The organism is Pseudogracilibacillus auburnensis (genome assembly GCF_003201975.1).
GTDB lineage: Bacteria > Bacillota > Bacilli > Bacillales > Amphibacillaceae > Pseudogracilibacillus > Pseudogracilibacillus auburnensis.
In genome coordinates, this window is sequence record NZ_QJJQ01000011.1 from 134,914 (window position 1) to 159,679 (window position 24,766).

A 24,766-nucleotide genomic window follows, 5' to 3' on the forward strand; every position below is an offset into this window, starting at 1 on the left:
ATGTTAATCGGTATTTTGACATAAAAAAGAGTATCGTTTAGATACCCTTTATACAGATGAATCAAATTCCTCTTTCATTATAGTCGTTCTTTAATTTTCAGTACTGGTTTATAACGTCATACCATCCACTAGCGGCCTCTACTTCCTCCCAAGTCAATTGATGGCCTTTATTTTCCCAATGGATTTCCACTTTTGCATTAGCTTTTTCCAATAACAGTTGTAATTCTTTTGATTCTTCTGGTGAACAAATTGGATCATTTGTTCCCGCCGCTATAAACACGGATTTCCCTGACAAATCAGGAATCTTGACTCCCCTTCTCGGGACCATTGGATGGTGAAGAATGGCCCCTTTTAGTGCATGTTCAAAATGAAATAATAAACTAGCAGCAATGTTGGCACCATTTGAATACCCAATAGCAATGATATTATTTCGATCAAAATCATATTTTTGGGCGGCTTCATCAAGGAACTTATTTAACTCATTCGTACGAAATACAAGGTCTTCTTCATCGAATATTCCTTCCGTGATTCTCTTAAAAAAGCGTGGCATTCCATTTTCTAAAACATTCCCCCGAACACCTAGGACTGAAGCATTCGCATCAATTCTCTCTGCAATCGGCAGTAAGTCTCTTTCATTTCCTCCCGTTCCATGAAGTAATAATAAAGTAGGTCTACTGGATTCTTTTCCTTTTTCAAAAATATGTTTCATTCTTATTCTCCTTCTAGAAACCAAATCTCTACTGGAGAGACCAAGTATCTTCTATTTGATTAAAAAATACATTTTCTAAATTCATTGATTGAAAAAGTAATTGTTAACATATGTTCTATTTTTAAATAATAAATCCAAAGGAAGTTACTTATATAATTACCTCGAATTCGAGATAATTATATAATCAATGGCATTCTTTTGTCAACTGTATTAACTTTTGGATCATTATTAGCATTTCAAAAAAATGAACTCACCTAGTACAGCATATTAAATTAGGAAACTTCACTTATCACCCGGCATTAGTTACACTTACGACGCACAGGACGTGCTAGTACTGGCGTTGCGACAATGCTTTTCGGTGGGACGAGCATTTAGCGGAGTCCCAGGACGTCGCGTCTTTAGCCAGTGAACTGTAAGACAAGTCTCTTTTCACCCCAAAAAGATCCTTCGTCATTCATCATAAATAATTTTTATTCATGATGTTATCGACGATTAAGGATCTTTCCATTAACTTTTATCCTAATTTATTTTGAAAAGTGCTTCATTATCTCTAGTAGTTCGTCGATTACATTTTCTCCTTCACCATCATTAATCGCTCGGTGAACACAATGTTTCATATGCCTTTCCGTAATAGAATATCCAACTTTTTTTAGGGCAGCATTAATCGCACTTATTTGAACTAATATTTCAATACAGTAACGATCTTCTTCTACCATCCGTTGAATTCCCCTCACTTGTCCTTCAATTCGTTTCAATCGATTAATTACTGCTTGTTTTTCTTCATTTGTTCTTGGTACTATTGGCTCTTCATGGAGAAATTTATCCATTTACTCTACTCCTTTCCTTATCAAAGAGAGTCAATCCCTTATCCTAACATATTTACATTTTTTTAATCACTGTTCTTCGGAAAACTAAAATCTTTTGTGCAAATTGACACGTTGTAAGCGTAAGGGGTTAACACTACTTATACAGAGCTAAATGCCATTGCAGCACCAGCAACCCATGGAGCAAGTAAACCGAGAGCTGCGATCGGAATTCCAATATTATTATAAATAAATGCGAAAAATAGATTCTCTTTAATATTACGCATCGTTTTTACTTAAGAGCACTGCATCAATTACACTATTTAAATCATCACGCATAAGTGTAATATCTGCCGCTTCAATCGCAATATCGGTACCTGTTCCAACTGCCATTCCTATATCTGTCATTGCGAGTGCTGGAGCATCATTGATTCCATCACCAACCATGGCCACCTTTTTTCCTTGTGCTTGGAGTTTTTGGATTTCGGCACTTTTTTAATCTGGCAAAACTTCGACAATAACTATACGGATACCGTAACCTGGTATAGACTCAAAGCTTTCTGCTTCAAGTAAGGCTATATCTTTTTCCTTTACTCCATTGACAATCGCTTGAGCTAATGGATGTTCTGATTGATTTTCCGCAGCTCCTACTAATTGTAATACATCTTTTTCTTGAAAACCATCTGCTATAACAATATCTGTTAGCATCGGCTCTCCTTTTTTTACTGTTCCCGTTTTATCTAGTACGACGGTATCAATAGATTGTGTTCGTTCTAAATGTTCTCCCCCTTTAAACAGGAGTCTAAGTTCGGCCGCACGTCATTTGACAATCACTTTTTTCTACTCGAGAGGCATAAGTAGTACAGGTCATCCCACTAATTTGTAATGTACTTTCTTTTAATGTCATTTCTTTCCCCTCCCATACATGGAAGGGGTATGTAAATGTGTTAAAAAATAGTCATCATTGCTTATGCACATTTATCTTCCCAAACTAAATGTATATAAATCTTATGTTAAAATACGTTACTTCTTTTGTTCGCTCACAAGTTCCAACCAAATTGACCATTATAGCAGAACACTACTTCTAACGTCTTTATTTTTCAGTTAAACTAATATCACCATTATATTTACTCCCATATAGTATGCCGAGTTGTTTCATTTTCTTTTTTGCACATAGTAATAAGCCCTCTGTAAGGATATTATTTCCTATCATAATGAGGATAATTCATTTTAAGAATAGACGATGGTTAAATATAAAAAACCATACCAAGAGGTATGATTTTATCAAATATGCTTACTTTTCTATCTCGTATCCTTGCTCTTCGATCTCATTTTTTATTTCTTCTATACTAACTAGGTTTGAATCGAAATTTATATCAACAGTCTGTTCATCTAAATGCACATGAACAGACTTCACACCGTTTAATGCACTAACACTTCCTTCAACTGCCTTCACACAATGTCCACATGACATCCCTTGAACATGTAATGTAGTTTGTACCATTATAATGACCTCCTTTTATTCAACGCTATATTAGCATACCCCTATACTGTATATCAAGGAAAAAAATTGATTACGTCTTATATCAATATCATATTTTCCTTCAAAATAGTATTAGATAGTTGTTATCGCCATTTTGACAGATTATTGACTTTTGTATGGTTCCTTTTAATGCAAATCATAATTTGGAAGCAATAAATGCTGCATCTCCCCCTACACCATTTAATAAAGCAGAACTTCTTTTATATTGCCATGACAAACCCAAAAAATATAAACCTTGTTCTGTAGTAATCCCTCTCGTATGTATTGGATTACCATTTATAGTAAAGACTTCCGGGATATCAATCCATTTATAGTCCGAGTAATAACCTGTCGCCCAAATAATATTTTTAGGTTTAATAAATGTACCATCTTCAAAAAACATTTTTTCCCCTTTCCAAATTGTTGCTCTTGTTAGTAATTTTATTCTACCTGAATCGATTAACTGCTTGCTCTCCCTGCCGATAATAGGATCATTTTTCCTAATAAACTTCCCTATTTTCGAGTGAACAGTTGCTTTAGATATTCCCAACAGATCAAACCACCAAAAAATGCTGCGGTTCCACATTTCATAAGGAAAAAACTTTGGCTTTTTGCTGATAGATAAATACACTTCCCTATCTAATGACAATTCTGTCGCTATTTGCATGCCAGAATTTCCTCCACCTACAACAACTGTCGTTTCTTTAGATAATTGGTTAGGGTTTTTATAATGAGCAGAATGGATTTGAAAAATATTATTTGGTACATGTTTCTCAAAATCAGGATAAAAAGGCTGTTGAAATGGACCAGTTGCAACAATCACATTCTTAGAAAAATATATCCCTCCTGATGTTGTTAGAATTTGAAATGTTTCATCTATTTTTTGTATTCCTTTCACACTTGTATTGAATTGGATTGGTATAGTAAATTTATTTGAATAGTCTTCCAAATAGTTGGCTACTTCATCTTTTGTAGGATATTCACTCTGCTCCCCTTGTAACCTCAATCCTGGTAATGCACTATAAGATCTTGGAGTAAAAAGCATTAATGAATCATATCTATTTCTCCAAGAATCTCCAACTCGCTTGTTTTTCTCAAGTATGATAAAAGTGGAATGATTCTTTTTTATATAGTATCCCATTGCTAATCCTGCTTGTCCTGCCCCAATAATGATTGTATCGTAATATTTTGCCACTGTATCTATCCTCCAAGTCTTATTTTTATGGCTCCATTTCATTCATGCTAATGCATTGGCAACTAAGTAGCCATTTGGCACATAACTACATTGTGATGGGGATGGTTTTGATCTTCTATTTGAATCGTCACATGATCAATTCCTACATGGTGTAAAGTACCTTCTAACTTACGAAGCAATGCTTGACTATCTTCTACCATCATATTGCCATCAACAACTACATGACAGGAAAGTGCATGTTTTCCGCTCGTAATACTCCATACATGTAGATCATGAATACTAATAATTCCTTTTATATCACTAATTGCAGCAAGAATATCATTCATCTCCATGTTTTTAGGTGTTCCTTCCATTAATACATGTAAGGCGTCCTTGGAAATACGAAAACCACTTACTAATACTAATATTGCAACGATAACACTTGCCAATGGATCAGCCCAACCCCAATTGAAAATCATGATAAGTAAGGCGGCAATAATAGCGCCGATAGATCCTAACATATCACCGATTACGTGTAAGTAAGCAGCTCTTAAATTTAGATTTTCTTTTGTATCAGCTCTACGCATTAAGAGCAAAGCAACAAAAATGTTTACTACTAATCCGATAACTGCAATAATTAACATTCCATTTGATGCTACTTCTGGTGGATTCGTGAACCGCTTCAGTGCTTCATAGAAAATGTATAATGCGATAATAATAAGGGTAAAAACCGCTGCTAGTATTTCAATTCGTTTATAACCATATGTTTTGCTGTAATTTGCAACTCGTTCACCTAATGTAAATGCGAGCAACCCAATCCCTAAGGAAACAGCATCACTTAACATATGTTCAGCATCTGATAATAGAGCAAGACTGTTTGTTAACAATCCCCCTACCACTTCAACAATCATATAACTTGTAACAATAAAAGAAACTAATCATTAATACTTTTTTATTTGCACCATGTGTGGTCATGGCTGTGATTATGTCCCATTCGAAAAACCTCCTATTTTTAACAAACAACTCATATATATGATCATATACTCATATATAAGCCAAAAAATTTTAATGTCTTGCGTGTGCTATCATTTGCTCTAGAATTTGTATAACATGTCCATCGTCATGTGAATAAAATATCGTTGTCCCAGCTCGACGGTTTTTCACTAGTCGTAAATTTTTCAAGAAGCTTAGTTGGTGTGAAACAGTTGATTGTCGTAAATCTAAAGTATTTGCGATTTCATTTACAGAGCTTTCTTTTTGATGAAGAAGATGTAATATACGTAATCTTGTTGGATCCCCAAGCGCTTTAAACGTTTGTGAAACGACAAATAATGTTTCTTCATCTAAGTTATTCACTTTAGTCTGCTGTATCGTTTCATTTTTCTTCAATATGTATACTCCCACTACGATATATGTACATATTACCATACACACATATAAATTTCAATAATAATTTTTTATCTTTAAGGATCTCGTACCACTGATTTTCCAGTTTAAGAAAATGCCATCCCTTTTAAATCACTCTCATACAAAACATCCCTTTCCTATATTTTCTCACTTAGAAAAGGGATATATACTATATTGACTCTATACTCATTAGGAGACGTTACATTTTATGAATTCAGATTGGAAATTATTTATTACACCTTAATGATGCCCAACAGTTGTAAATAAACAATCAATAACGCGATTGGTGCAATAAATTTTACCGTAATGTGAAAAGAACGGTAATCCATTTTTATACCTTTTCCAATATTAATTTCATCAAATAGTAATTTTGGTTTCCACATCCACCCTGTAAAAATCAATAAAGCCAAACCACCACCAGGTAATAAAATATTAGTAACGATATAATCTGACAGGTCAAATATTGTTTTGCCAAATATAGTTACATCGGATAAAGGACCAAATGACAGCATTTGGAAAACACCGATTAGATATATACCTGTTAATGTAATGAATACAGTCTTTTTCCTTGCCCATTTCCACTCATCTACAAAATATCCTACAATTGCTTCTAATATTGCAATGGTGGATGTGAGACAGGCAAAGAATAGAAGTAAATAAAACAGAATAGCAAAAAACATTCCGAAATCCATTTGAGCAAAGATGATTGGTAATGTAATAAAAACTAATGGCGGACCGGATGAAGGTTCAACTCCATATGCAAACACACCAGGGAAAATAATGAATCCCATTAAAATTGCGACAAAAACTTGACTCAAGACGACGATAAATGTGCTACTAGCAATCGTTCTGGAACTGTCTAGATAACTGCCGAAGATCACTAAATTACCAGTACCTACGCCTAATGTGAAAAATGCCAGTCCAATTGCTGCTAGAATCCCTTCTACAGATAGGGCACCAAAGTCTGGCTTTAAATAAAACTCCAATCCAGCTTGTGCACCAGGTAATGTTATCGCTTTCACTCCTAGCACGATGATCATAATCAACAACATGGGAATTAAGACTTTACTAACTTTTTCTATTCCATTTTGAATACCTTTAGCAACTATTACTCCTGTGCAAACTGTCATCATTAATTGCCAAAATAAAATTTCAACAGGTGAGTTTAAAAATTCCCCAAAATTGTTCGCTATTTCTTCAGCTGGTAAGCTAGCATAGGATCCCATGATGGATTTAAACAAATACGCTAACGTCCAACCTGATACCCCCATATAAAAGGACAATACGATAATTAATGCTACTAATCCAATAACACCAATTAAGTACCACTTTTTACCCGGGAATAACTTTTTAAGCGCCCCTTGATAATTTAACTTCGTTTTTCTCCCTATTGCAAATTCAATCATTAAGATTGGAGTTGCAATGACCATTAGGGCAATTAAGAAAATTAGCAGGAATGCTCCCCCACCATATTGACCTACTGTATAGGGGAATTTCCATACTGCACCTAGGCCTACCGCAGCACCAATACAAGATAATATAAAACCATAGTTTGAAGAAAACGTTTCTCTTCCATTTTTCACATCGCCACGTCCTTTTTAAAAATTCAGAATTTTTAAAGCTGATTCATTCGCCTATTTTTACAATTTAATCGCTTACAAATTATCTTGAAGAGTACATAAATACTACTATCATGTTTCCATTTTAAATAAGTAGCATTTATGCACATCTTTATTTTTATCTTTTAGAGGTTGTTCAAAAGTCCAACAAAAATGACACATCGAATTTCTACGTTGGCAGCTAAGACATTCGCTGTAAAAGCGTAGCGAAAGCCAAGTTTTCTAAGCTTGCTTTTTTACGTACTCGCGTATATAAAAAGCTTTAGAGGATCTTCCGTTAACAATTCGCCCACGTCCTGGGACTGCGCTTACTCGTCCCATCGAAGAGCATTTGCACTTTCGTTTGTCCCAAAGCACTTCGATGGGATGAGCATTCAGCGGAATCCCAAAGTACTTCGATGGGATGAGCATTCAGCGGAATCCCAAAGCACTTCGATGGGATGAGCATTCAGCGGAATCCCAGGACATGGCGTTTTTAGCCAGTGGAACTTCTTAGATTTTCTTTTATCGACTTTTTGAACACATGTTTTTACAATAATTCAAATCCAGCTGTAAAGTGTCTAAGCGATACGATTGGTCCTTCATATACTAGTTTTAAGCCTTTGTAATTATCACGATTTTTATAGATTTCTCCCAATGCATTAGCTATAACATCCATATGGCTATTTGTATATACTCTTCTGGAAATACCTATTCTCATCGTTTCCACTTCAGGCCATATTGGATCACCTGTTTCTGGATCTTTTGAACCAAATGCACATGCCCCTAGCTCAACCGCTCGTACTCCTGCTTCCTCATATAAAGCCGTAACAAGTCTTTGAGAAGGAAATTCATGTTGTGGAATATGTGGGAAAAATCTTCTCCCATCTACATACACCCCGTGTCCTCCAGTTGGTCTCACGATTGGCACGCCTTTTTCTTCTAACTGGTCTCCTAGATATTTAACTTGATTGATTCTATATTCCAAGTAGTGAGGATCGCAACCTTCTTGAAGACCAACAGCGAGCGCTTCCAAATCACGTCCAGTTAGTCCGCCATAGGTAATAAATCCTTCATGGACGATGGCTAATTGTTGTGCCATTTTAAATATATCTTCATTTTTTGTAACAAACAACCCTCCAATATTTACCATTCCATCTTTTTTGGAGCTCATTGTAGCTGTTTCGCAATAGGAAAACATTTCTCTCGTAATCTCTTTAATTGATTTATTTTTATATCCTTCTTCTCTCTGTTGGATAAAGTATGCATTTTCAGCTAAACGAGCAGCATCAATAACTACTGGTATATTATATTTTTTTGCTAATTCACTTACTTCTTTAATATTTTGCATGGAGACTGGTTGTCCACCATTGTTATTGCACGTTACCGTAATAATAACAACAGAAACATTTTCGGAACCTTTTTCATCAATCAAACATTGCATTTTATATCAATATTTCCCTTAAATGGTTGTGGTGGACTTGTCGTATCTTTTCCCTCATCGACAACATAATCTACAGCTAGGGCACCTAACACTTCCGCATTCCCTCTAAATGTATCAAAATGCATATTACCAATTGCATATTTACCTTCTTTAGCGTATAACTTTGCCATGATATAGTCAGCTGCACGCCCCTGGTGTGTCGGTTGAACATATGGTAATCCAAAAATATCTTGTACAGATGATTCTAGTTTAAAAAAGCTCTTTGAACCTGCATAAGATTCATCCCCTAGCATTAGTGCAGCCCATTGCTCACTGCTCATCGCAGAAGTCCCGCTATCTGTTAAACAATCTATATAAACATTTTCAGCTTTAATTTTAAAAGCATTATAACCTGCCTCTTTTAACCATTTCTGTCTTTCTTCTTTCGTTGTCTTTTTTACTCTTTCGACCATTTTTATTCTAAATGGTTCCGCTGTCATAAATTTCATTATGAAAACCTCCTTGGTAATTTTACTTCGGTTTGTTGTTTTTTTATCGCCGTGTAAAAATATTATCATAATGTCAAAAAATAATCAATTGTTTTTTTACAAATTTTAAAAGGTTATTTTCTAATTGGTATCAGCCTTTACTATGAAGTGTGCTAACTTTATACTTAAGTAATAGAAAGGAGAGGTTATATGGATATTCAATCATTTATCCCAATTGCCACATTCTTATCTGATTACCTAGGGGAAGATTGTGAGGTAATTTTAAGTGATTCTACGAAAGAAAAAGTTGTGTTTGTAAAAAATGCTCATCATAATCATATAAAAATTGGCAGTCCACTTAGTTCTGTTGAAAAGAAATTCTTAGACAATAAATTGTATAAAGAAAAAGACTCCATCATTAATTACAGAGCATTTTCAAGTGAGCATAAAAAATTACGATCTGCAACCCATTTTATTAAAAATGATCAATTAGAATTGATTGGGATGTTAACAATAAATTATTCAGTAAGTCCTTTAATTGAATTACGTGATGTATTAAATAATTTAATTAGTGGTTCTACCAGTAACGAGGATTCGAGAGAAGAGTTTTATGAAAGCTTTAATGTGTCATTTGAGGATTTAATGAACACAACTATTATGGACGCTATCAAGAAGTACGATATTCCTCCTGAACGTTTATCTCACGAAGAAAAAATAGAATTAATACGAACATTGGACGAAAAAGGGACTTTTTTAATTAAGGGGTCAATCCCTGAATTGGCAAAGTTATTGGATACATCTGAGACATCTATCTATCGTTATATTAATAAGTTATAAGCAATAGTGTTTCTCGATAAGCATGCTAGTAATAGTACATATATTTTTAGGCATCTTGTTCAACATTCTTTAGGCTTGATCATATTGCATTACAGCTGTGAACTTTTTTAACCATCGAATGATTCTAGTTTGAGTTTTTAATTCTCCAAAATAATACAAACGCTTGACCCATTATGAGTCAAGCGTTTGTATAGATACTTTCAATCTTCTTGCAGTAATTAATGACTTATTGCATAAATTATTCAGCTTCTCCAACGACTGAAAAACGTTCATTTTCATGTTGTGGATTGTCAATTTCGTCTAAAACGGCAAGTGCATAATCAGCGTAGCTAATATAACTTTCACCTTTTGAATTCAATAGGAGCTGTTCTCCTCCTTTTTCGTAAGAGCCTGTCCGTTTACCTTCTGGGTCAAAAAATCCAGCGGGGCTTATATACGTCCAATTAATTCCACTCGCTTTTTGTAGATCTTCTAGATTTTTACCCATGTTAGTTGCTACTGGTAAATAGGATTTTGGAAAATCAGGAGTGTCCATCACTCTAACTGTTTTTGCCTCATCTATAAATAAGCTTCCTGCCCCACCAACAACGATTAAACGTGTATTTGGCTCCCCTGTTAATGCATCTATTAAGATTTTACCCGCTTCAATATGTTCATGTTCATTTCCAGGAGTAGCATTGAACGCATTGACAATCACAGCAAAATTCTTTAGATCCTCTGTTTTTAAATCAAATATATTCTTTTCTACCACAGCAACTTGTTTATTTTTTATTTTCGATGCATCTCTAACAATTGCAGTAATATCATGTCCTCTTTCAACCGCTTCTTTAAGAATAAGACTCCCAGCTTTTCCGCTTGCACCAATAATTCCTATTTTCAATTTAAGACCCTCCTAAAAGATATATGACACGCTACATGTAACTGAAACAGTTACATGTAATAATTATAGTTACAACTTAATGTGAAGTCAATTACATTGTTTATCATTTTCACTTATTTGATGTATACTATAACTGTAATCAACTTGATTACAGTTATCGAAAGATAGGTGATTATAGTATGTCCATAAGCAGTAGATTTTCTGTTGGGATTCATCTATTAACTTTACTTGGATTAAATAAGGATGGCACAAATACTTCGGAATTTTTAGCTTCCAGTGTGAATACGAACCCAGTTGTTGTGAGAAAAATAATGGGGATGCTCAAAAAAGCGGGATTAGTCAGTGTTCGACCAGGAGTTGCAGGTGCTAAGCTTGGCAAAGAATTATCTAATATTACCCTTTATGATGTTTATAAAGCTGTTAATGTTGTAAAAGATAAGGAATTGTTTAGCTTACATGGAAATCCAAATCCACAATGTCCTGTAGGTAAAAACATTCAACATACAATTGAACCTATTTTTAATGCTGCTCAACTAGCAATGGAAAAAGTGTTAGAAAATGTAACGATAGAAGATATTGTAAAGGATATTCCTAATACAGACAGTAATATACACTGATGCTAATTAGAAGAAGGGACAGTTGACTTTTGACCTAGTCAAACATCTTCCTATATTCTGTTGCCAGTTCGCTTTCGGCACGATGAACTACTTTCATAGAAGATTTACCTTTTTTACTGGAATCATTATCATAAACTCCGGATCTGTATCAAAAGGATCTTGCTTCATTGGATATTGTTCGAAATGGGTTAATTGATTCACATTGTTTTCCTCATAGTTATGACATTTTATCCAATCATACACTTTGTTATAAGATTCCCTTATAACTTGCCCCTTATGGTGGTTATACGTTATATAGGTTAATGTCGGAAGTGAAATGCTCATCATGCCGTCTGGAAGCTGATTCACAGATTCAACTTCTACGGCAGAATAATGGGTAAAACCAGAACCGTCCGGAACCGCATGATAAGACAATCCTAGTAATGTTTCTGGATGTACGATGTGAGGGATTTCATGTAAACGTCGTTTTACATCTTGTTGTATCGTACGAATACTACCATTCGCTGCTTCTACAAATGTACCCTCCCATTTGATACCTAGTGCATGAAAAGCGTGTTTCGTTGATACATGAATATCATTCTCCTGTTTTTCCATTTAAGATTTCCCCCTTTTGATTGATTTAAAATGATCATACAAATAAATTAAAATACTCTCATTACTTGAGTACATAACTCGTTTGTTTCTACATGATAGCCGTCAGTAGATGAAATTAATACGTCTTCCATAAACGAAAGACTTGGTGCATAAATAAACCTTCCTTCCCGTTTTAAAGAGTGTAATATGTTCATATATGTCTTGGCATATTTTTCAACATTACCATCGGCTCTTAAATGATGATGCTTAAAATGATTTGAAAATGCCATATGGGAAATGATCGTACCCCAAGCATTAGGAACAAATGAAGATTCAAGCCAATTCATTTTACCGACGTCGTTTGTAGTTTGGACATCTCTATCCATGCCATATGCTTCCACACCATTTTTCTTTAAATAATGAACAAGGTTTGCTTGTTTTCCACACCCAATATCTAAAACAGGTTCTTTTATCGTTGATAACTCGATATTTAATAGTTCCATTTGAAATTCAGGGCTGTATTCAGCACACTTGACGTCGAATACATGGGGCTTTTCTTTATATTTGTAACATATAGCACTTCCATTTGAATGTAATAAAAATAATTGTAAGCTTTTATAGTGTGCATAAAATAATTCGTCTATTTCTGCATCAGTCATTTCTATTTGCTTACTAAGCGTAAACACTCTCTCCATTAACTTACTATAGATTTTTTGTAGCTGGAATTTATCTTGAAAAGAAAAATCCAAGTACTGGTTAGCCTCTATAAATAATTTAATTGTTTTATCTGAGATGTATGTAATTAGTTGGCGAATCGTACCATTTGAGTATGCCGATTGTAAAAAATATGAAATGTCCCTAGCTACATAGTTGAATATATATTTCGATTCTTTGGAAGGACTTAATAATACACGCCCATTTGCCCCCTCATAAAAAAGACTCTTATTTCGGTTATGGTGTAATTGTTGTTCAACAAAGTCTTGAAAGTCTACGATGGTAAACATCTTTTCCCCTCCTAGCTATAAATCACCAAGTTTTCATATCATTTCATTAAAATTTTTGGCAAGACCATAAAATGATGAATGGTCTTGCCCCATCCATAGTCAATTTATGTTATGCTCAACTACCGTTTGTTTTTTACTACATGCATGTAATGAATCGTTTCAAAGGCTGATAAATAATCATCTCTATTTTTAAAATATCGATCATTTATGTCAGCGGGGGTTAAATGTTCATATATGAACAAGCCCGACTTTTCTACTGTTTTTTCGATTTCAGAATAAGAATAACATGACTTCATTGGCTCTCCACTTGCTGCAGCCATTTTAACCATATTTTCCACTCGCCCTGATACCCCTTTTTCTTCAAAAAGTTTTTCATCAGCATAATCAAAGACAATCGAACTTCCTTCTGGTATTTCAGAGAATAAATGTTCCAGCAAGCTTGAAAGTTCCGTTTTTGTTAAATAATACGAAACACCTAACAGACTAATAAATGTTTTCTGTTTTGTAAACCCTTCATTGATCAAATCGTTATACGTAAAGGTTTTCGTAAAATCCATCGGAGTAAAATGAAGATTATTCGGAATATCCAACTCGACTTCCTTCAATCTGTTCTGTTTAAATTGTTGTGTTGTTGGGTTATCAATTTCAAATATTTCTAAGCTATTTTCAAATTCAGGATGTCGATAACTAAATGTGTCTAAACCAGCCCCAAGTATAACATATTGCTTTGCACCTAATTTGACTTCATGCAGTAGTACTTCCTCACAATATGCAGCCCGCGCAAGTGGTGTTGGTGAAAGTTGAACTTGTGTGATCCATTTTAATAGTTCCTCAGTATTCCCTTTATATTTTTCTGCAATATTTTTGCTGAAAAATTGTATGCCTTTAACCATATTCTCTTTTATATCCTTAAATTCCTGTTGTGAAATGAATTTTTCTGCCATATAATCATCAAATATTTTAGGCGTATCAAATTTACTATGGTAAGCTCTCCCAAATGCAGATATTAAGGCAGTTAAACTGAACTCTCCCTCTTTCATATATTAGACACTCCTTCAAAAAAAATAAGATTCCCCTGGTCAGGAGAATCTTATTATATATTAAATTAGTATAAAAGTAGATTTTAGCACAAATAATTATTTTTGTCAAGCAAAATTAATAGCATCCTATTTACTACCAATCAATAGATCAAAACTGTGATTTTATCTATATTTATCAAGATTATTCTCCTTTCAATCATTCAGTAACCCTTCATTTTTCATCATACTTTTTGAACAATATTAATTATTTAATTATATAAATTACTATTGTTTCGTTTTTTAATGATAAAACAAAACATTAAACCGTTTAAACTGTTATTATGATAGAATCATTAATAATAAGCACCATTTAAAATTAATGATGGAGTCAATTTCATACATGCTAATACCAAGGATAAATCCGAACATGATATATTAAAAAGTCCTAATATTCGGTTACTTTAACTACCACCTAAGCCTTCTACTCTAGGTCGTCGACTCCTAGTCGGCTAAAAGCGGTTACGTCCAAGGACTGTGCTAAATGCTTGCCCTATCGCAGACCTTTGCATCTGCGACTACTCGGTGCAATAAACATTGTATGTTACAGGAGGAAAGGTACAGGTAGGCTACGAGGGCTTGGGACTGACGCAGGCTTAACACCTACCCGCTTGTTCGGATTTTTAACTAAAATATTAAATGATGAAATTGATTCTATTAAATATTTTTTAGAAGAAACGTTTAAATAGAAGAACATCTAATCGTTTTTCCAAATAAATTTTATTTTGAAGGTGCTAACTTTTAGGTAGGAAATATTGATTACCATTTTGCTAGTTGGAAACATCAGTTTCCTCCAAAGGTGGTGATGAAAGGGCATTCATAGAATTAATCTATATCATTTTTAAGGAGTGGAGTTCATGAATAGTGCAACAAAATCGGTATGGAGTGGAGAAGAAAAATATGTCGTCGCAGGTGCAACACAAGTTCCAATCATTCAAAGTGTTGTTTTTGGTTACGATGATGTTGAAGAATGGTCAGATGTAATAGAAGGTAAAAAAGATGGATATATTTATGGGCGTTATAAAAACCCTACAGTAGAAGCTTTTGAAGAAAAAGTTCGCATGTTAGAGCACGCTGAAGCAGCAATCAGTTTTTCAACTGGTATGGCAGCAATTAATGACACTTTGTTCTCTCTTCTAAAACCTGGAGATCGGGTTGTATCAATTAAAGATACTTATGGCGGAACGAATAAACTTTTCCTCGACTTTTTACCTAAGTTTGGTATTGAAGTATCTTTATGTGAAACAAATAATCATCATGAGATTGAAGCAGAAATGAAAAAAGGGTGTCATTTACTATACCTAGAAACACCAACAAATCCAACAATGAAGATTAATGATATCACCCGTTTAGCAAGGGCCGCTCACGATGTCGGTGCAATCGTTATGGTCGATAATACGGTGGCAACACCAATTAACCAAAATCCTATCAAACTAGGAGCGGATTTAGTTGTTCATAGTGCCACAAAATACTTAGGTGGACATGCTGATGCAATGGGTGGCATTCTCTGTGGATCAACCGACATCATTAATAAGGTTTATGAATATCGGATGATTACTGGTGCTCCGCTTGATCCAAATGCTGCATATTCTCTTATACGTGGAATGAAAACACTTCATTTACGAATAACAAGGCAAAATGAAAATGCTTATGCAGTAGCAAAATTTTTAAAAACACACCCATTAGTTGAAGAGGTTTACTACCCTGGACTAGAAGATGATAGTGAGCATGAATTAGCCAAAAAACAAATGAGTGGATTTGGAGGATTGTTAAGCTTTTCAATAAAAGGTGGTATGAAAACAGTCAATGAATTTTTACCACATTTAAAATTTGCTCATCTAGCCGCAAATTTAGGGGCTGTTGAAACAACTGTTGGGCCAATTCATACGACAAGTCATGCAGAATGTACGCTTGAAGAGCGAAAAGCGATGGGGATGCCAGAGGGATTAATTCGTTATTCAACGGGAATTGAGGATGCATCTGATTTAATTGAAGACTTACAACAAGCCTTTAAAATAATTGAAGAAAAATAAAGGTAAAATGAAATAATGACAATGCTATTCATCCAGTTGTCCTTCTACTGGATGAATAGCCATATTTTTTACATCTAAAAGTATCTGAAAAATCTGTTTGTTCAAATTTATTTACATTCATCACTTACTTCAATCATAACAAGGAGGTTTTACAATGGATTTTATCGGTAAAATTGCAGATCTTTTATGGGGGAACCCACTTACATACTTTATTTTAATAGGAAGTTTACTGTTTACCATCATTACACGTTTTGTACAAGTTCGGCATTTTAAAAATATGTTAAGAACGATGTTTCGTGGAAAGAGTTCTGATGCTGGAATTTCACCTTTTCAAGCGTTTACACTTGCTTTATCGGGGCGGGTAGGTACGGGTAATATTGCGGGTGTAGCGACAGCAATCGCTTTAGGTGGACCAGGAGCAGTCTTTTGGATGTGGTTGATGGCATTTTTGGGAGCTGCTACTGTTTTTGTTGAATCGACACTTGCACAAATGTATAAGGTAAAAAAAGATGGTCAATTTCGAGGAGGACCCGCTTTTTATATCGAGAAAGGAACAGGACTTAGATGGTTTGGTGTTCTTTTTGCAATCGCTACCATCGTTGCTGTTGGTGTGTTTGATGCTGGATTACAAGCAAATACAATCGCATTAGGATTTGAAAATGCATTTGGTACGAATCGATTAGTGACAGGTATATTTCTTGTCGTTGTTCTTGGTATCATTATTGTTGGTGGAACGAAGCGAATTGCTAATGTAGCTCAAGTGGTTGTACCGTTTATGGCTGCTGGCTATATTATCGTTGCTCTTATTATTATGATCATGAACATTCATGTCGTTCCAGAAGTATTTGCGCTAATTTTTAAAAGTGCATTCGCTTTAGATTCAACATTTGGAGGTCTAATTGGTGCTGCGATTGCATGGGGAGTTAGACGTGGTATTTATTCTAATGAGGCTGGTATGGGAACAGGTGCCCATGCAGCAGCTGCCGCAGAAGTAGATCATCCCGTTGAACAGGGTTTAGTCCAATCCTTTTCTGTCTATATTGATACCATTATCGTCTGTTCTGTAACTGCATTCATTATTTTAATCTCCGGTGTTTATAACGTTCAAGATCCTAGTGGAGAATACGTTGTAAACTACGCGGGCGAGGTGGAAGATTCAAGCTTTACACAATTATCCGTAGATAACGTTCTGCCTGGTTTCGGTGCACCGTTTCTTGCAATTGCATTATTTTTCTTTGCTTTTACAACGATTATGGCTTTTTATTATATGGCAGAAACGAATATTGCCTATTTAATGAAAAATAAGAATTCGAAATGGCCAATCAATTTCATGAAATTTGTCATGCTTGCTGCAGTATTCATTACTTGCTTTAGAACATCAGAAGCTGCTTGGATTATGGTTGACTTTAGCCTCGGTATTATGACGTGGATGAATATGATCGCGCTTGTTCTATTATTTAAACCTGTTATGGCAGCATTAAAAGACTATGAACAACAATTGCTAACTGGGAGTAAACTTACTTTTAATCCATTAAAGCTTGGCATAAAAAATGCTGATTACTGGGAGAATGAAATACGAAAAACGGATAACCGTTCTGAACCCTTGAAAAAGGCATCTTCAAAATAATTTGAATAGACAATTCTTTTATACATTTAAAATCATACTTACCGTTTTTAAAACCTTAGAAATTACGTAAAAAAACGTGTTCTAAGGTTTTTTTACGACCTCTTCCTTATTAGAATATCCAGCTACAAAGAGTAGAAAGACCATTCCATAAAGGAATTACTTTCTTCCTATACACCTTTCAACTATAACTTAATGTTACTATCTGTCAATTTCATTTTTCTCAAAAATACCTCGATGATCAAAATAGAAAATTGAAAAGTCTAACAATTAATAAAGACTTGGAATTGTTTTCTGTTACTTCATTGGAGTATTTGTTATTTTGTATATCCACTTGATCTATTAAACCTCTTAAAAACCCAAATCGCAATCGTAAGCCAAATGCCACTGGCTAAGTATCCCCCGATAATATCTGTGGGGTAATGTACGCCAAGATAAACCCTGCTTACACCTATCATAACAATAAAAATCGTACTAAATAAAATTAACATCATTCTACTTTTCCGATTACGAAAATGATTCCAAAGTAAAAACGTTAACACGCCGTAAAGGGAGAAAGCATTCATCGCATGACCACTTGGGAAACTGTATCCACCTATTTCAATTAATCGATGCAAATCTGGACGTTCACGATGAAAGTACATTTTTAACACTTTATTTAAAAGTGGTGTTCCAGCTATTACGATCGTAAACAAAATAAGGTCGGAGCGGCCTTTTAATATGAAAAACAAAACCAATACGATGATTAAAGAAATAACGAGGACAGCAGAAAACGATCCAATAAATGTGAAGAATTTCATCATAGATGTCAATACTGGTGATTCAAATCCTTGGATAAATGAAATAATTGATCGATCGAATTGACTAATAGGTTGTCGACCAATAAAAAATGTGATAAACATAAAACCAATTAGCAAAAACAACCCAATTAATAGTGCCTTTAAATGCTCCGAATACATAATCGAGACCCCTTCACATTAGTCATCATTTTATAAAAAAAGGTGTCATGGAAATAGCTCTTTCCGCGACACCTTCTTCGTTTTTCTTAATCCTCGTCCTCTTCGTCCTCATCATCTAGTTCTACTTTCATTACTTTACCAGTTTGAGCATCAATTTTCACGTCATATTCCTTGCCGTCTTTAGAAAGGATTTCAAATTCAAAAACAAATAAATGATCTTCATCATCTAACTCCATTTCTTTAACTGTACCAGGAACTTCTTCTAACGCTATTTTTGTTGCTTCTTCTTTCGTAACTTTTACTTGTTTGGCCAATGCAGCTTCTTCTTTTTCATCGTCGGCGTCATCGTCTATATCATCGGCTTCCACTTTTAATACTGTAGTTGTTAGAGCATCAATTTTAACATCAAATTCTTGACCATCTCCAGAAATGATTTCAAACTCGTAAACAAGTGAACCATTTTCGTCATCCAATTCCACTTTTTTAACCGTTCCAGGGACTTGTTCTAATGCTATTTTTGTTGCCTCATCTTCCTTGATTATGTCTTGTTGTGTTATTTCAGCTTGTTCCCCCTCTTCTGTTATAGCAGGGGCACTCTCTTGATTTGCTGCATTAACTATTTTATAGCCGCCCCCAATGACGACTGTCGTTGCTAAAATTGGAATGAGGTATTTTTTCATTCGATTCTTCATTCTTTCGTTCCTCCTTTATTATTTGTTACAATACTAATCATATACGTTTGTTCTAATAGAAAGCTGAGAATATCTTTATAAAATAATGAGAATTTCATTAGAACTTCTTCATTTTACCCGGTAATAATATTAATAAATAATCCAAAAAACTTTATTTTGTTCTAATTAATTGATATAATACTGAATATTATATACATAAGGATGATATTATGATAGATTCATTAACAAACAAAGAGTTAGATGAAATAGACAAGCTTTTATTAAGAACCATGCAATCTGATGCAGGACTAAGTAATGTGGACCTTGCTAAGAAAGTGAATCTTTCTCCTCCGGCAACACATGGGAGAATAAAAAGGCTTGAAAATGAAGGATATATAAATAATTATGTAACCATTTTAGACCGCGAAAAACTTGGTTTTGACTTATTATGTTTTATCTATGTTAAAACGAGTATTCATCAAACAGAACAACTAGAAGCATTTGAAGGGGCAATCATTTCAATGACAGAGGTACTTGAATGCCATCATATTACAGGTGAATACGACTTCTTACTAAAAGTGGTGCTTAAAGATAGCAAAGATCTAAAAAACTTTATCGGAAATAAATTAAGTTCTCACGGTAGTATTAGTGGAATTCAAACAAGCTTATCCTATGAAGAAGTGAAATCAACAACGGCCTTGCCTTTTTAAGCTTAAATAATAAGACTGGGACAAAAGTGTTTTAGTTTTAGGGAAATCCGAACGATGATTCAAATTTCTTCAATAAAAATTTTCATTCGTTCGGATTTTTTCATTTGGCTGGTTTAAAATCGTGTTGCCAATTGTCCATAACTGCTTAAGTTGTTATCCGCTGCGGGTCATTGCCTTCTGTCCTGTTATCGTTCGTCTTCGAAGCGGAACGTTTCGTTATGTCCCACCCTCTTTATATGCTTTATTCATATATTTCATCCGCATTTTTGAATCGTAGTTTCTCTGATTTTATTTTCTTTTCTTTTTCGATTTGATGCTCAACTTCCTTTTCAGAATCAATTTTTTCGTTCCCGTCCATTTCTTCTTTTTCCATCTAGATACCTCCATTATTTTTTCCATATTATTGTAACCGAAAAAACCTTTCTTTATGTAAACGGAAAAACTGTCTATCTCAATGCTTAGTGGTAGAATGGATTTATACAATATTGGATTGGAATTGACAAACAAACATGAGAAATTTTGCAAAGATAGGATTACAGATAACTATTGTTACATATGCGATACTCCATTTTTTTACATCATTTTTTGAAATAAATATACTCATTAATAGCTTAGCGATTATAGGGTTATGTATGTTTTTCTTGTCCATTTTCTACCTTTCTATCAATCAATGTAAATTACCTAGTTTTATTTTTATCCTTGGTGTTCTCGTTTTACTGTATGCAGATAGTCCACTTCTTGATGGCATATTACATGGTACACTTCAAATGCGGAATATGATTGGTCTTCTTATTATTGTGCCGTTAATTAGTTGGGTTCTGAGGGAAGAACCCTATATAGAAGACATTATGAGTTTATTTTATCGATGGATCAATACGAGTCGAAGATTTTATTTTGGTTTGCTAGCATTTACGCAAATTATTGCTTATTTTTTATTATTCGGTTCCATTACGATGATGTATCAATTCGCTCACATTATTTTAAAAAATCATCAAACAGAAGCTTGGGAAAATTTTAAAGGAACGGCCTTATTACGCGGATTCGGTTTATCTACACTTTGGGTCGTCAGTATTCCAAGTTTTGTTTTTGCTGTTGAAACATTAGGTGCGTCTCTTTGGATAGCCATCATGCAAGGCTTTTGTATCGCCATGGTCGGCACATGGATGGCAGTTATTTTTTCTTATTTTCAAGAAAAAAAATATGGTGTAGAGATCACGCCTGTTTTACAGACTGAGCTTACAAATGTCCTTTCTTATGCTTCGAGTAAAGAAGTCCAAGTGAAAAAAGTGATTGAATTTTTCCTCCTTTTTCTCACCTTATTTGGATCAATCTTTGTCATCCATGCTATTTTTCCTCTTCCATTAATGCTCCTTATTCCGATCGTTATTATTGCTTGGGTTTGTCTGTTTTATTTTGTAAAAGGAAAAGGACGCAAGCTGTTTTTTGTCTTTAGGGATTATGTAAAACGCGATATGACAAATCAAGCATATCAATTAAATGTGATGGTGACTGTCGGTGTCTTAATCTATGGGTTGAAGCATACAGAATTTGCAAATGCCGTTGTCGGTGGACTGAACTATATACAAGATCATTTTCCACTGATTAATTCGTTGTACTTACTACCTTTCCTTGTCGTTTTACTGGGATTTCTCGGATTAGGTCCATTAACGGTCATGGTTTTAGTTGCAGGAATTCTGCAAAGTATGGCTTTACCGTACCCACCTGAACTTATTGTACTTGCCGTAACGTCTGGTAGTGTCATTTCGATTCTAATCTCTCCTGTTATTATGCCTGTTATTGTCCTTAGTGCATCGAACGGGCTAAATTTATTTACAAATGGGTTTAGATTTAACTGGAAATATGCCATTGCTTTTTATATCCTTGTACAAGCTTATATTCAAACGATGATCCACTTTTGGTAATATAAGGTTGATGCATAACTAAAATAATTACTTTTAAAGACGAACAATACATTACCTTAGCGGAGGAAATATACGTAGATTCCAGATTGGCTAGAAACGGTCACGTCCTGGGACTATGCTTACTTGTTCCATCGGAGCATTTGGGACTAAGCTAAATGCTCGTCCCATCGAAAAGAGTTTGCACTTCGTACGTCCCCCCGTAAAGATTTGTGATGTGTACGTCCTCTACGTCGGCGGGTCACCAGCCGCCTTAGCATGCGCGAAAATATTTCCCGGAGCAGGTTATATGCAGCCATCATTGTCCCGATTTCTCATTGATAAAACACTTTTGTTGTCCCAGCTCTTTCTCTGTACAACGTTTTTATTCATAGTGAATCCCTTGAGCAATTTTCTCTAATTCCAGCACATTTATTATTTGAATGGCGCTTTTGTCCTTTACTATAATGTTCTTTTGGACAAAGGAATGAATAACTCTATTTAAATGGCGGTAAGTCGTACCAAGGAGATTTGCTATTTCTTCTATATTTGCTGTTATCAGTTCCACCGCAAATTGATTATTATCTTCAAGCTTCGTTGATAGTAAATAACTTGCGAATCTATTTTCAACAGATGCCAACAAATTAACACGTGATGCCGTTGTACAAGTTTGCAACTTATAACTTACATGTGCCAGAAGCTTCTGTAATAGCTTTGGATTATCCATTTCATGCTGCTTTATATACGTAAAAGATAATCCAATCAGTACACATTGATTTATTGCTTCCACTTGTGATTGCACTGGCACATGTTGAATAAGTTCAATATCACCAATAATTGAAAATGGGTGACTAAATGCCAATGGAAGATAGTAAAATTGCTAACCCATTGTTTTTTCAAGGGTTACTCCACTTTCTCCACCTTTACTCTGATAATTGTTTCACATTTTTCCGGTGGGTAACAAGCCATGGCAGGTTTCAAGTATATTTCACGGTGAGCACCGATTGCATGGTACCCTTTTTCCTCTAATTCACTAGTTAATTTTCGCAACGACTCCTTTGTATCCCTGTAATGACCAAGGTGGAATATTTGTGCACATAGAGTTGGTTTTGTTTTTACGAATGTGATTTTCGGTAATTCATTTACACGTAGATTCTTTTTTACTTTTTCGATCGCTCGATCATACATAGCGTCTGTAACACAATCAGCAACTAATAACATTTGGTCAACTATCCATTTGCCATTTTTATCTTTTTTATGCCAAACAATCTCTGGCGGCATGCGTTTAAACTTGTATGCCAATTCCTTTTTTGTTATTTGTTTTAATTGGTTTGCAACTTTCCATGCAATCCATTTCTCATCCTTTGGTTCTGGATGCCCATCCCATTCCATATGATAGGAAGTTACCATTCGCTGAGAAACAAATTTCAATGCTGGCAATTCTTGAATCATGGTGTTACCTTGTTTCATTTGATATATGTTTTTGTGAATTTTACGATGATCATGAGTTTTAAGTGGCTTTGTTTCAACCTTTTTCATACTCCTCCCCCCCTTCATTCATATGAATCTTGATACTTAACATGCACAGATCATTAAGTGATTCCCATCAGGATCTTTAAAACAGAACCAATGACCATGCTCAATTTCTGTTGTTAACTCAATTCCTTTTTGTTTCACATAATGGAAGGCGCTTTCAATATTATCTGTATTAAAATGAAATAATGGTGTATTAATCCTATTTTCTAGCCGACTTATCTTACTATCTAATACAATATTCGTTGTTCCCATAGGTATGACAAACAAATGATCATACAATATTTCTCCTTCTGTATGTAATCCTAAAAGTTCAGTATACCAATCACGTGCTTTTTCAATATTACTAACAGGAATAAAAATCGCACCGATTTCTTTCGATATTGGATGCAATATTATTCACCCCTTCCTAAATATACAAAAGATGTTTACAAAATAAAGAAACACTGTAATAATATGAATAATCATCATAAGATTTTTCTATTTTAAATAATCTGAGATCATCCGATCTTTTATTGTATGCCTATTATCATAAACAGATTTTTAAAACAATTCAATTCATTTCCAAAAGCCGTAAGGAGGTAAATATGGATTACAATAGGTCAACTATTCATTCATCCACTTTTGAACAAATAATTGCTTCCGTTTTACTCTGACCTCAAATAAATGGGAAGGAGAAGATTTATTTCAGGAAACGCTAATGAAACTATATTTGGCATTAAAGCGGCAACCTGATCGAACATTAACTAAGCGCTTTTTCTATCAAGTTGCCCGAAATACATGGATCGATCAATTGCGAAAACAAAAAGTGACGACTGAGTCTTTTGAAGAAAACAAGTATCCGGGAAATGATCATGAAGATTTTTTTCAGATTTGTGAATCACTAGAAATATTGGCAGAGTATTTAACAGTCAAACAATTTGTTATCGTCCTTTTTATGGATGTTTTCCAATTTACTGCTCAGGAAACAGCAGATATGATTAGTGACACTCAAGCTAATATGTATACGATATTACATCGATCAAGAAAGAAATTAAAAAAGTGCATCGATTTGGCAACAGACCCAAAATCAGCGTTTGAACCTCTCATGACTAAAGTCACGAGATTCTTGGGAACAGAGCATACTTGAGAGCGGTGGCATACACTACCCACAGTGGTTTCTCTTATACACCAAGCTATCTCCGCAGTTCCTGCGGTTCTTGATTATTTCTTTTTTACGTTAGGGAT

Annotated in this window: 25 protein-coding genes and 2 pseudogenes; 7 read left to right on the forward strand and 20 right to left on the reverse strand. The window is 34.6% G+C overall.

The genetic code is table 11. From position 1 onward, the window contains the following. Positions 1–97: 97 nt before the first annotated feature. The 10 genes and pseudogenes from DFR56_RS15025 to DFR56_RS23730 form a co-directional block, all read right to left on the reverse strand. Positions 98–709 (reverse strand): alpha/beta hydrolase, encoded by a 612-nt coding sequence (locus DFR56_RS15025; protein WP_110396267.1) that lies wholly within the window; start codon positions 707–709, stop codon positions 98–100. Between the two features lie 524 nt (positions 710–1,233). Continuing rightward, positions 1,234–1,536: a metal-sensitive transcriptional regulator gene (locus DFR56_RS15030; protein WP_110396268.1), complete on the reverse strand. Its 303-nt coding sequence runs from the start codon at positions 1,534–1,536 to the stop codon at positions 1,234–1,236. An 84-nt stretch (positions 1,537–1,620) separates the two neighbouring features. Further along, a pseudogene (locus tag DFR56_RS15035) lies at positions 1,621–2,331 on the reverse strand (HAD-IC family P-type ATPase); the annotation flags it as partial. Positions 2,332–2,806: 475 nt separating this feature from the next. After that, positions 2,807–3,016, reverse strand: a complete 210-nt coding sequence (gene copZ / locus DFR56_RS15040; protein WP_110396269.1) for a copper chaperone CopZ — start codon at positions 3,014–3,016, stop codon at positions 2,807–2,809. Between the two features lie 175 nt (positions 3,017–3,191). Continuing rightward, a complete protein-coding gene (locus tag DFR56_RS15045) occupies positions 3,192–4,229 on the reverse strand; it encodes a flavin-containing monooxygenase (RefSeq protein WP_110396270.1) in 1,038 nt (345 codons plus the stop codon). Between the two features lie 62 nt (positions 4,230–4,291). Next, a pseudogene (locus DFR56_RS15050) lies at positions 4,292–5,202 on the reverse strand (cation diffusion facilitator family transporter). Positions 5,203–5,273: 71 nt separating this feature from the next. Next, a complete protein-coding gene (locus DFR56_RS15055; RefSeq protein WP_244916544.1) occupies positions 5,274–5,597 on the reverse strand; it encodes an ArsR/SmtB family transcription factor in 324 nt (107 codons plus the stop codon). 251 nt (positions 5,598–5,848) lie between these two features. After that, complete coding sequence (locus DFR56_RS15060; protein WP_110396272.1) at positions 5,849–7,198, reverse strand: sodium-dependent transporter; 1,350 nt, start codon at positions 7,196–7,198, stop codon at positions 5,849–5,851. 565 nt (positions 7,199–7,763) lie between these two features. Continuing rightward, entirely contained in the window at positions 7,764–8,657 is an 894-nt protein-coding gene (locus DFR56_RS15065; RefSeq protein ID WP_280523463.1) for a tryptophanase, read from the reverse strand. Then, positions 8,645–9,145: a beta-eliminating lyase-related protein gene (locus DFR56_RS23730; RefSeq protein ID WP_280523464.1), complete on the reverse strand. Its 501-nt coding sequence runs from the start codon at positions 9,143–9,145 to the stop codon at positions 8,645–8,647. Before DFR56_RS23730 ends, DFR56_RS15065 begins: the two co-directional genes overlap by 13 nt. Before the next feature lie 189 nt (positions 9,146–9,334). Between DFR56_RS23730 and DFR56_RS15070 the strand changes: the two genes are divergently transcribed. Beyond that, positions 9,335–9,961: a helix-turn-helix transcriptional regulator gene (locus tag DFR56_RS15070; RefSeq protein ID WP_110396273.1), complete on the forward strand. Its 627-nt coding sequence runs from the start codon at positions 9,335–9,337 to the stop codon at positions 9,959–9,961. Between the two features lie 238 nt (positions 9,962–10,199). On the opposite strand, the gene DFR56_RS15075 is transcribed toward DFR56_RS15070, so the two are convergent. Next, positions 10,200–10,841: an NAD(P)-dependent oxidoreductase gene (locus DFR56_RS15075; protein WP_110396274.1), complete on the reverse strand. Its 642-nt coding sequence runs from the start codon at positions 10,839–10,841 to the stop codon at positions 10,200–10,202. Between the two features lie 179 nt (positions 10,842–11,020). On the opposite strand from DFR56_RS15075, the gene DFR56_RS15080 reads away from it, so the two are divergent. Continuing rightward, a complete protein-coding gene (locus tag DFR56_RS15080; RefSeq protein ID WP_110396275.1) occupies positions 11,021–11,458 on the forward strand; it encodes an Rrf2 family transcriptional regulator in 438 nt (145 codons plus the stop codon). 93 nt (positions 11,459–11,551) lie between these two features. Here the strand turns inward: DFR56_RS15080 and DFR56_RS15085 are convergent, their stop codons facing one another. The 3 genes from DFR56_RS15085 to DFR56_RS15095 all read right to left on the reverse strand — a co-directional run bounded on the left by DFR56_RS15085 (position 11,552) and on the right by DFR56_RS15095 (position 14,075). After that, positions 11,552–12,052, reverse strand: a complete 501-nt coding sequence (locus DFR56_RS15085; protein WP_110396276.1) for a GyrI-like domain-containing protein — start codon at positions 12,050–12,052, stop codon at positions 11,552–11,554. A gap of 47 nt (positions 12,053–12,099) precedes the next feature. After that, a complete protein-coding gene (locus DFR56_RS15090) occupies positions 12,100–13,035 on the reverse strand; it encodes a class I SAM-dependent methyltransferase (RefSeq protein ID WP_244916545.1) in 936 nt (311 codons plus the stop codon). A 119-nt stretch (positions 13,036–13,154) separates the two neighbouring features. Continuing rightward, the gene (locus DFR56_RS15095) at positions 13,155–14,075 is read right to left on the reverse strand and encodes a class I SAM-dependent methyltransferase (RefSeq protein WP_110396277.1); all 921 of its coding nucleotides are present in this window, start codon (positions 14,073–14,075) and stop codon (positions 13,155–13,157) included. Positions 14,076–14,968: 893 nt separating this feature from the next. Here DFR56_RS15095 and DFR56_RS15100 point away from each other — a divergent pair. Both DFR56_RS15100 and DFR56_RS15105 read left to right on the forward strand, forming a co-directional pair. Beyond that, the gene (locus DFR56_RS15100; protein WP_110396278.1) at positions 14,969–16,144 is read left to right on the forward strand and encodes a cystathionine gamma-synthase family protein; all 1,176 of its coding nucleotides are present in this window, start codon (positions 14,969–14,971) and stop codon (positions 16,142–16,144) included. A 154-nt stretch (positions 16,145–16,298) separates the two neighbouring features. After that, a complete protein-coding gene (locus tag DFR56_RS15105; protein ID WP_110396279.1) occupies positions 16,299–17,771 on the forward strand; it encodes an alanine/glycine:cation symporter family protein in 1,473 nt (490 codons plus the stop codon). A 314-nt stretch (positions 17,772–18,085) separates the two neighbouring features. On the opposite strand, the gene DFR56_RS15110 is transcribed toward DFR56_RS15105, so the two are convergent. Together DFR56_RS15110 and DFR56_RS15115 are read right to left on the reverse strand one after the other, a co-directional pair. After that, positions 18,086–18,727 carry a phosphatase PAP2 family protein gene (locus DFR56_RS15110; protein ID WP_110396280.1) on the reverse strand — a complete coding sequence of 214 codons (642 nt, stop codon included), beginning with the start codon at positions 18,725–18,727 and terminating at the stop codon, positions 18,086–18,088. Between the two features lie 86 nt (positions 18,728–18,813). After that, the gene (locus tag DFR56_RS15115; RefSeq protein ID WP_110396281.1) at positions 18,814–19,419 is read right to left on the reverse strand and encodes a PepSY domain-containing protein; all 606 of its coding nucleotides are present in this window, start codon (positions 19,417–19,419) and stop codon (positions 18,814–18,816) included. A gap of 212 nt (positions 19,420–19,631) precedes the next feature. Here DFR56_RS15115 and DFR56_RS15120 point away from each other — a divergent pair, with 212 nt between their 5' ends. Beyond that, positions 19,632–20,108 (forward strand): Lrp/AsnC family transcriptional regulator, encoded by a 477-nt coding sequence (locus tag DFR56_RS15120; protein ID WP_110396295.1) that lies wholly within the window; start codon positions 19,632–19,634, stop codon positions 20,106–20,108. A gap of 241 nt (positions 20,109–20,349) precedes the next feature. Here the strand turns inward: DFR56_RS15120 and DFR56_RS23735 are convergent, their stop codons facing one another. Further along, positions 20,350–20,481: a hypothetical protein gene (locus tag DFR56_RS23735; protein ID WP_280523465.1), complete on the reverse strand. Its 132-nt coding sequence runs from the start codon at positions 20,479–20,481 to the stop codon at positions 20,350–20,352. A gap of 136 nt (positions 20,482–20,617) precedes the next feature. On the opposite strand from DFR56_RS23735, the gene DFR56_RS15125 reads away from it, so the two are divergent. Further along, complete coding sequence (locus DFR56_RS15125; protein ID WP_110396282.1) at positions 20,618–22,030, forward strand: hypothetical protein; 1,413 nt, start codon at positions 20,618–20,620, stop codon at positions 22,028–22,030. A gap of 361 nt (positions 22,031–22,391) precedes the next feature. On the opposite strand, the gene DFR56_RS15130 is transcribed toward DFR56_RS15125, so the two are convergent. The 3 genes from DFR56_RS15130 to DFR56_RS15140 are packed head-to-tail and all read right to left on the reverse strand — an operon-like array spanning position 22,392 to position 23,932. Beyond that, the gene (locus DFR56_RS15130) at positions 22,392–22,868 is read right to left on the reverse strand and encodes a Crp/Fnr family transcriptional regulator (protein WP_110396283.1); all 477 of its coding nucleotides are present in this window, start codon (positions 22,866–22,868) and stop codon (positions 22,392–22,394) included. Positions 22,869–22,909: 41 nt separating this feature from the next. Next, positions 22,910–23,545, reverse strand: coding sequence for a GyrI-like domain-containing protein (locus DFR56_RS15135; protein WP_158525665.1), 636 nt, complete (start codon positions 23,543–23,545; stop codon positions 22,910–22,912). 36 nt (positions 23,546–23,581) lie between these two features. Beyond that, positions 23,582–23,932 carry a VOC family protein gene (locus DFR56_RS15140; RefSeq protein ID WP_211320641.1) on the reverse strand — a complete coding sequence of 117 codons (351 nt, stop codon included), beginning with the start codon at positions 23,930–23,932 and terminating at the stop codon, positions 23,582–23,584. 259 nt (positions 23,933–24,191) lie between these two features. Here DFR56_RS15140 and DFR56_RS15145 point away from each other — a divergent pair, with 259 nt between their 5' ends. Continuing rightward, positions 24,192–24,668, forward strand: a complete 477-nt coding sequence (locus DFR56_RS15145; protein WP_110396286.1) for a sigma-70 family RNA polymerase sigma factor — start codon at positions 24,192–24,194, stop codon at positions 24,666–24,668. Positions 24,669–24,766: the final 98 nt, after the last annotated feature.

Bases quoted from the DNA above. Each gene is read 5' to 3' on its own strand.
- DFR56_RS15025 (WP_110396267.1), bottom strand. From the start codon at position 709: ATGAAACATATTTTTGAAAAAGGAAAAGAATCCAGTAGACCTACTTTA.
- DFR56_RS15030 (WP_110396268.1), bottom strand. From the start codon at position 1,536: ATGGATAAATTTCTCCATGAAGAGCCAATAGTACCAAGAACAAATGAA.
- copZ (WP_110396269.1), bottom strand. From the start codon at position 3,016: ATGGTACAAACTACATTACATGTTCAAGGGATGTCATGTGGACATTGT.
- DFR56_RS15065 (WP_280523463.1), bottom strand. From the start codon at position 8,657: ATGCAATGTTTGATTGATGAAAAAGGTTCCGAAAATGTTTCTGTTGTT.
- DFR56_RS23730 (WP_280523464.1), bottom strand. From the start codon at position 9,145: ATGAAATTTATGACAGCGGAACCATTTAGAATAAAAATGGTCGAAAGA.
- DFR56_RS15070 (WP_110396273.1), top strand. From the start codon at position 9,335: ATGGATATTCAATCATTTATCCCAATTGCCACATTCTTATCTGATTAC.
- DFR56_RS15080 (WP_110396275.1), top strand. From the start codon at position 11,021: ATGTCCATAAGCAGTAGATTTTCTGTTGGGATTCATCTATTAACTTTA.
- DFR56_RS15085 (WP_110396276.1), bottom strand. From the start codon at position 12,052: ATGGAAAAACAGGAGAATGATATTCATGTATCAACGAAACACGCTTTT.
- DFR56_RS15090 (WP_244916545.1), bottom strand. From the start codon at position 13,035: ATGTTTACCATCGTAGACTTTCAAGACTTTGTTGAACAACAATTACAC.
- DFR56_RS15095 (WP_110396277.1), bottom strand. From the start codon at position 14,075: ATGAAAGAGGGAGAGTTCAGTTTAACTGCCTTAATATCTGCATTTGGG.
- DFR56_RS15100 (WP_110396278.1), top strand. From the start codon at position 14,969: ATGAATAGTGCAACAAAATCGGTATGGAGTGGAGAAGAAAAATATGTC.
- DFR56_RS15105 (WP_110396279.1), top strand. From the start codon at position 16,299: ATGGATTTTATCGGTAAAATTGCAGATCTTTTATGGGGGAACCCACTT.
- DFR56_RS15110 (WP_110396280.1), bottom strand. From the start codon at position 18,727: ATGTATTCGGAGCATTTAAAGGCACTATTAATTGGGTTGTTTTTGCTA.
- DFR56_RS15115 (WP_110396281.1), bottom strand. From the start codon at position 19,419: ATGAAGAATCGAATGAAAAAATACCTCATTCCAATTTTAGCAACGACA.
- DFR56_RS23735 (WP_280523465.1), bottom strand. From the start codon at position 20,481: ATGGAAAAAGAAGAAATGGACGGGAACGAAAAAATTGATTCTGAAAAG.
- DFR56_RS15125 (WP_110396282.1), top strand. From the start codon at position 20,618: ATGAGAAATTTTGCAAAGATAGGATTACAGATAACTATTGTTACATAT.
- DFR56_RS15135 (WP_158525665.1), bottom strand. From the start codon at position 23,545: ATGAAAAAGGTTGAAACAAAGCCACTTAAAACTCATGATCATCGTAAA.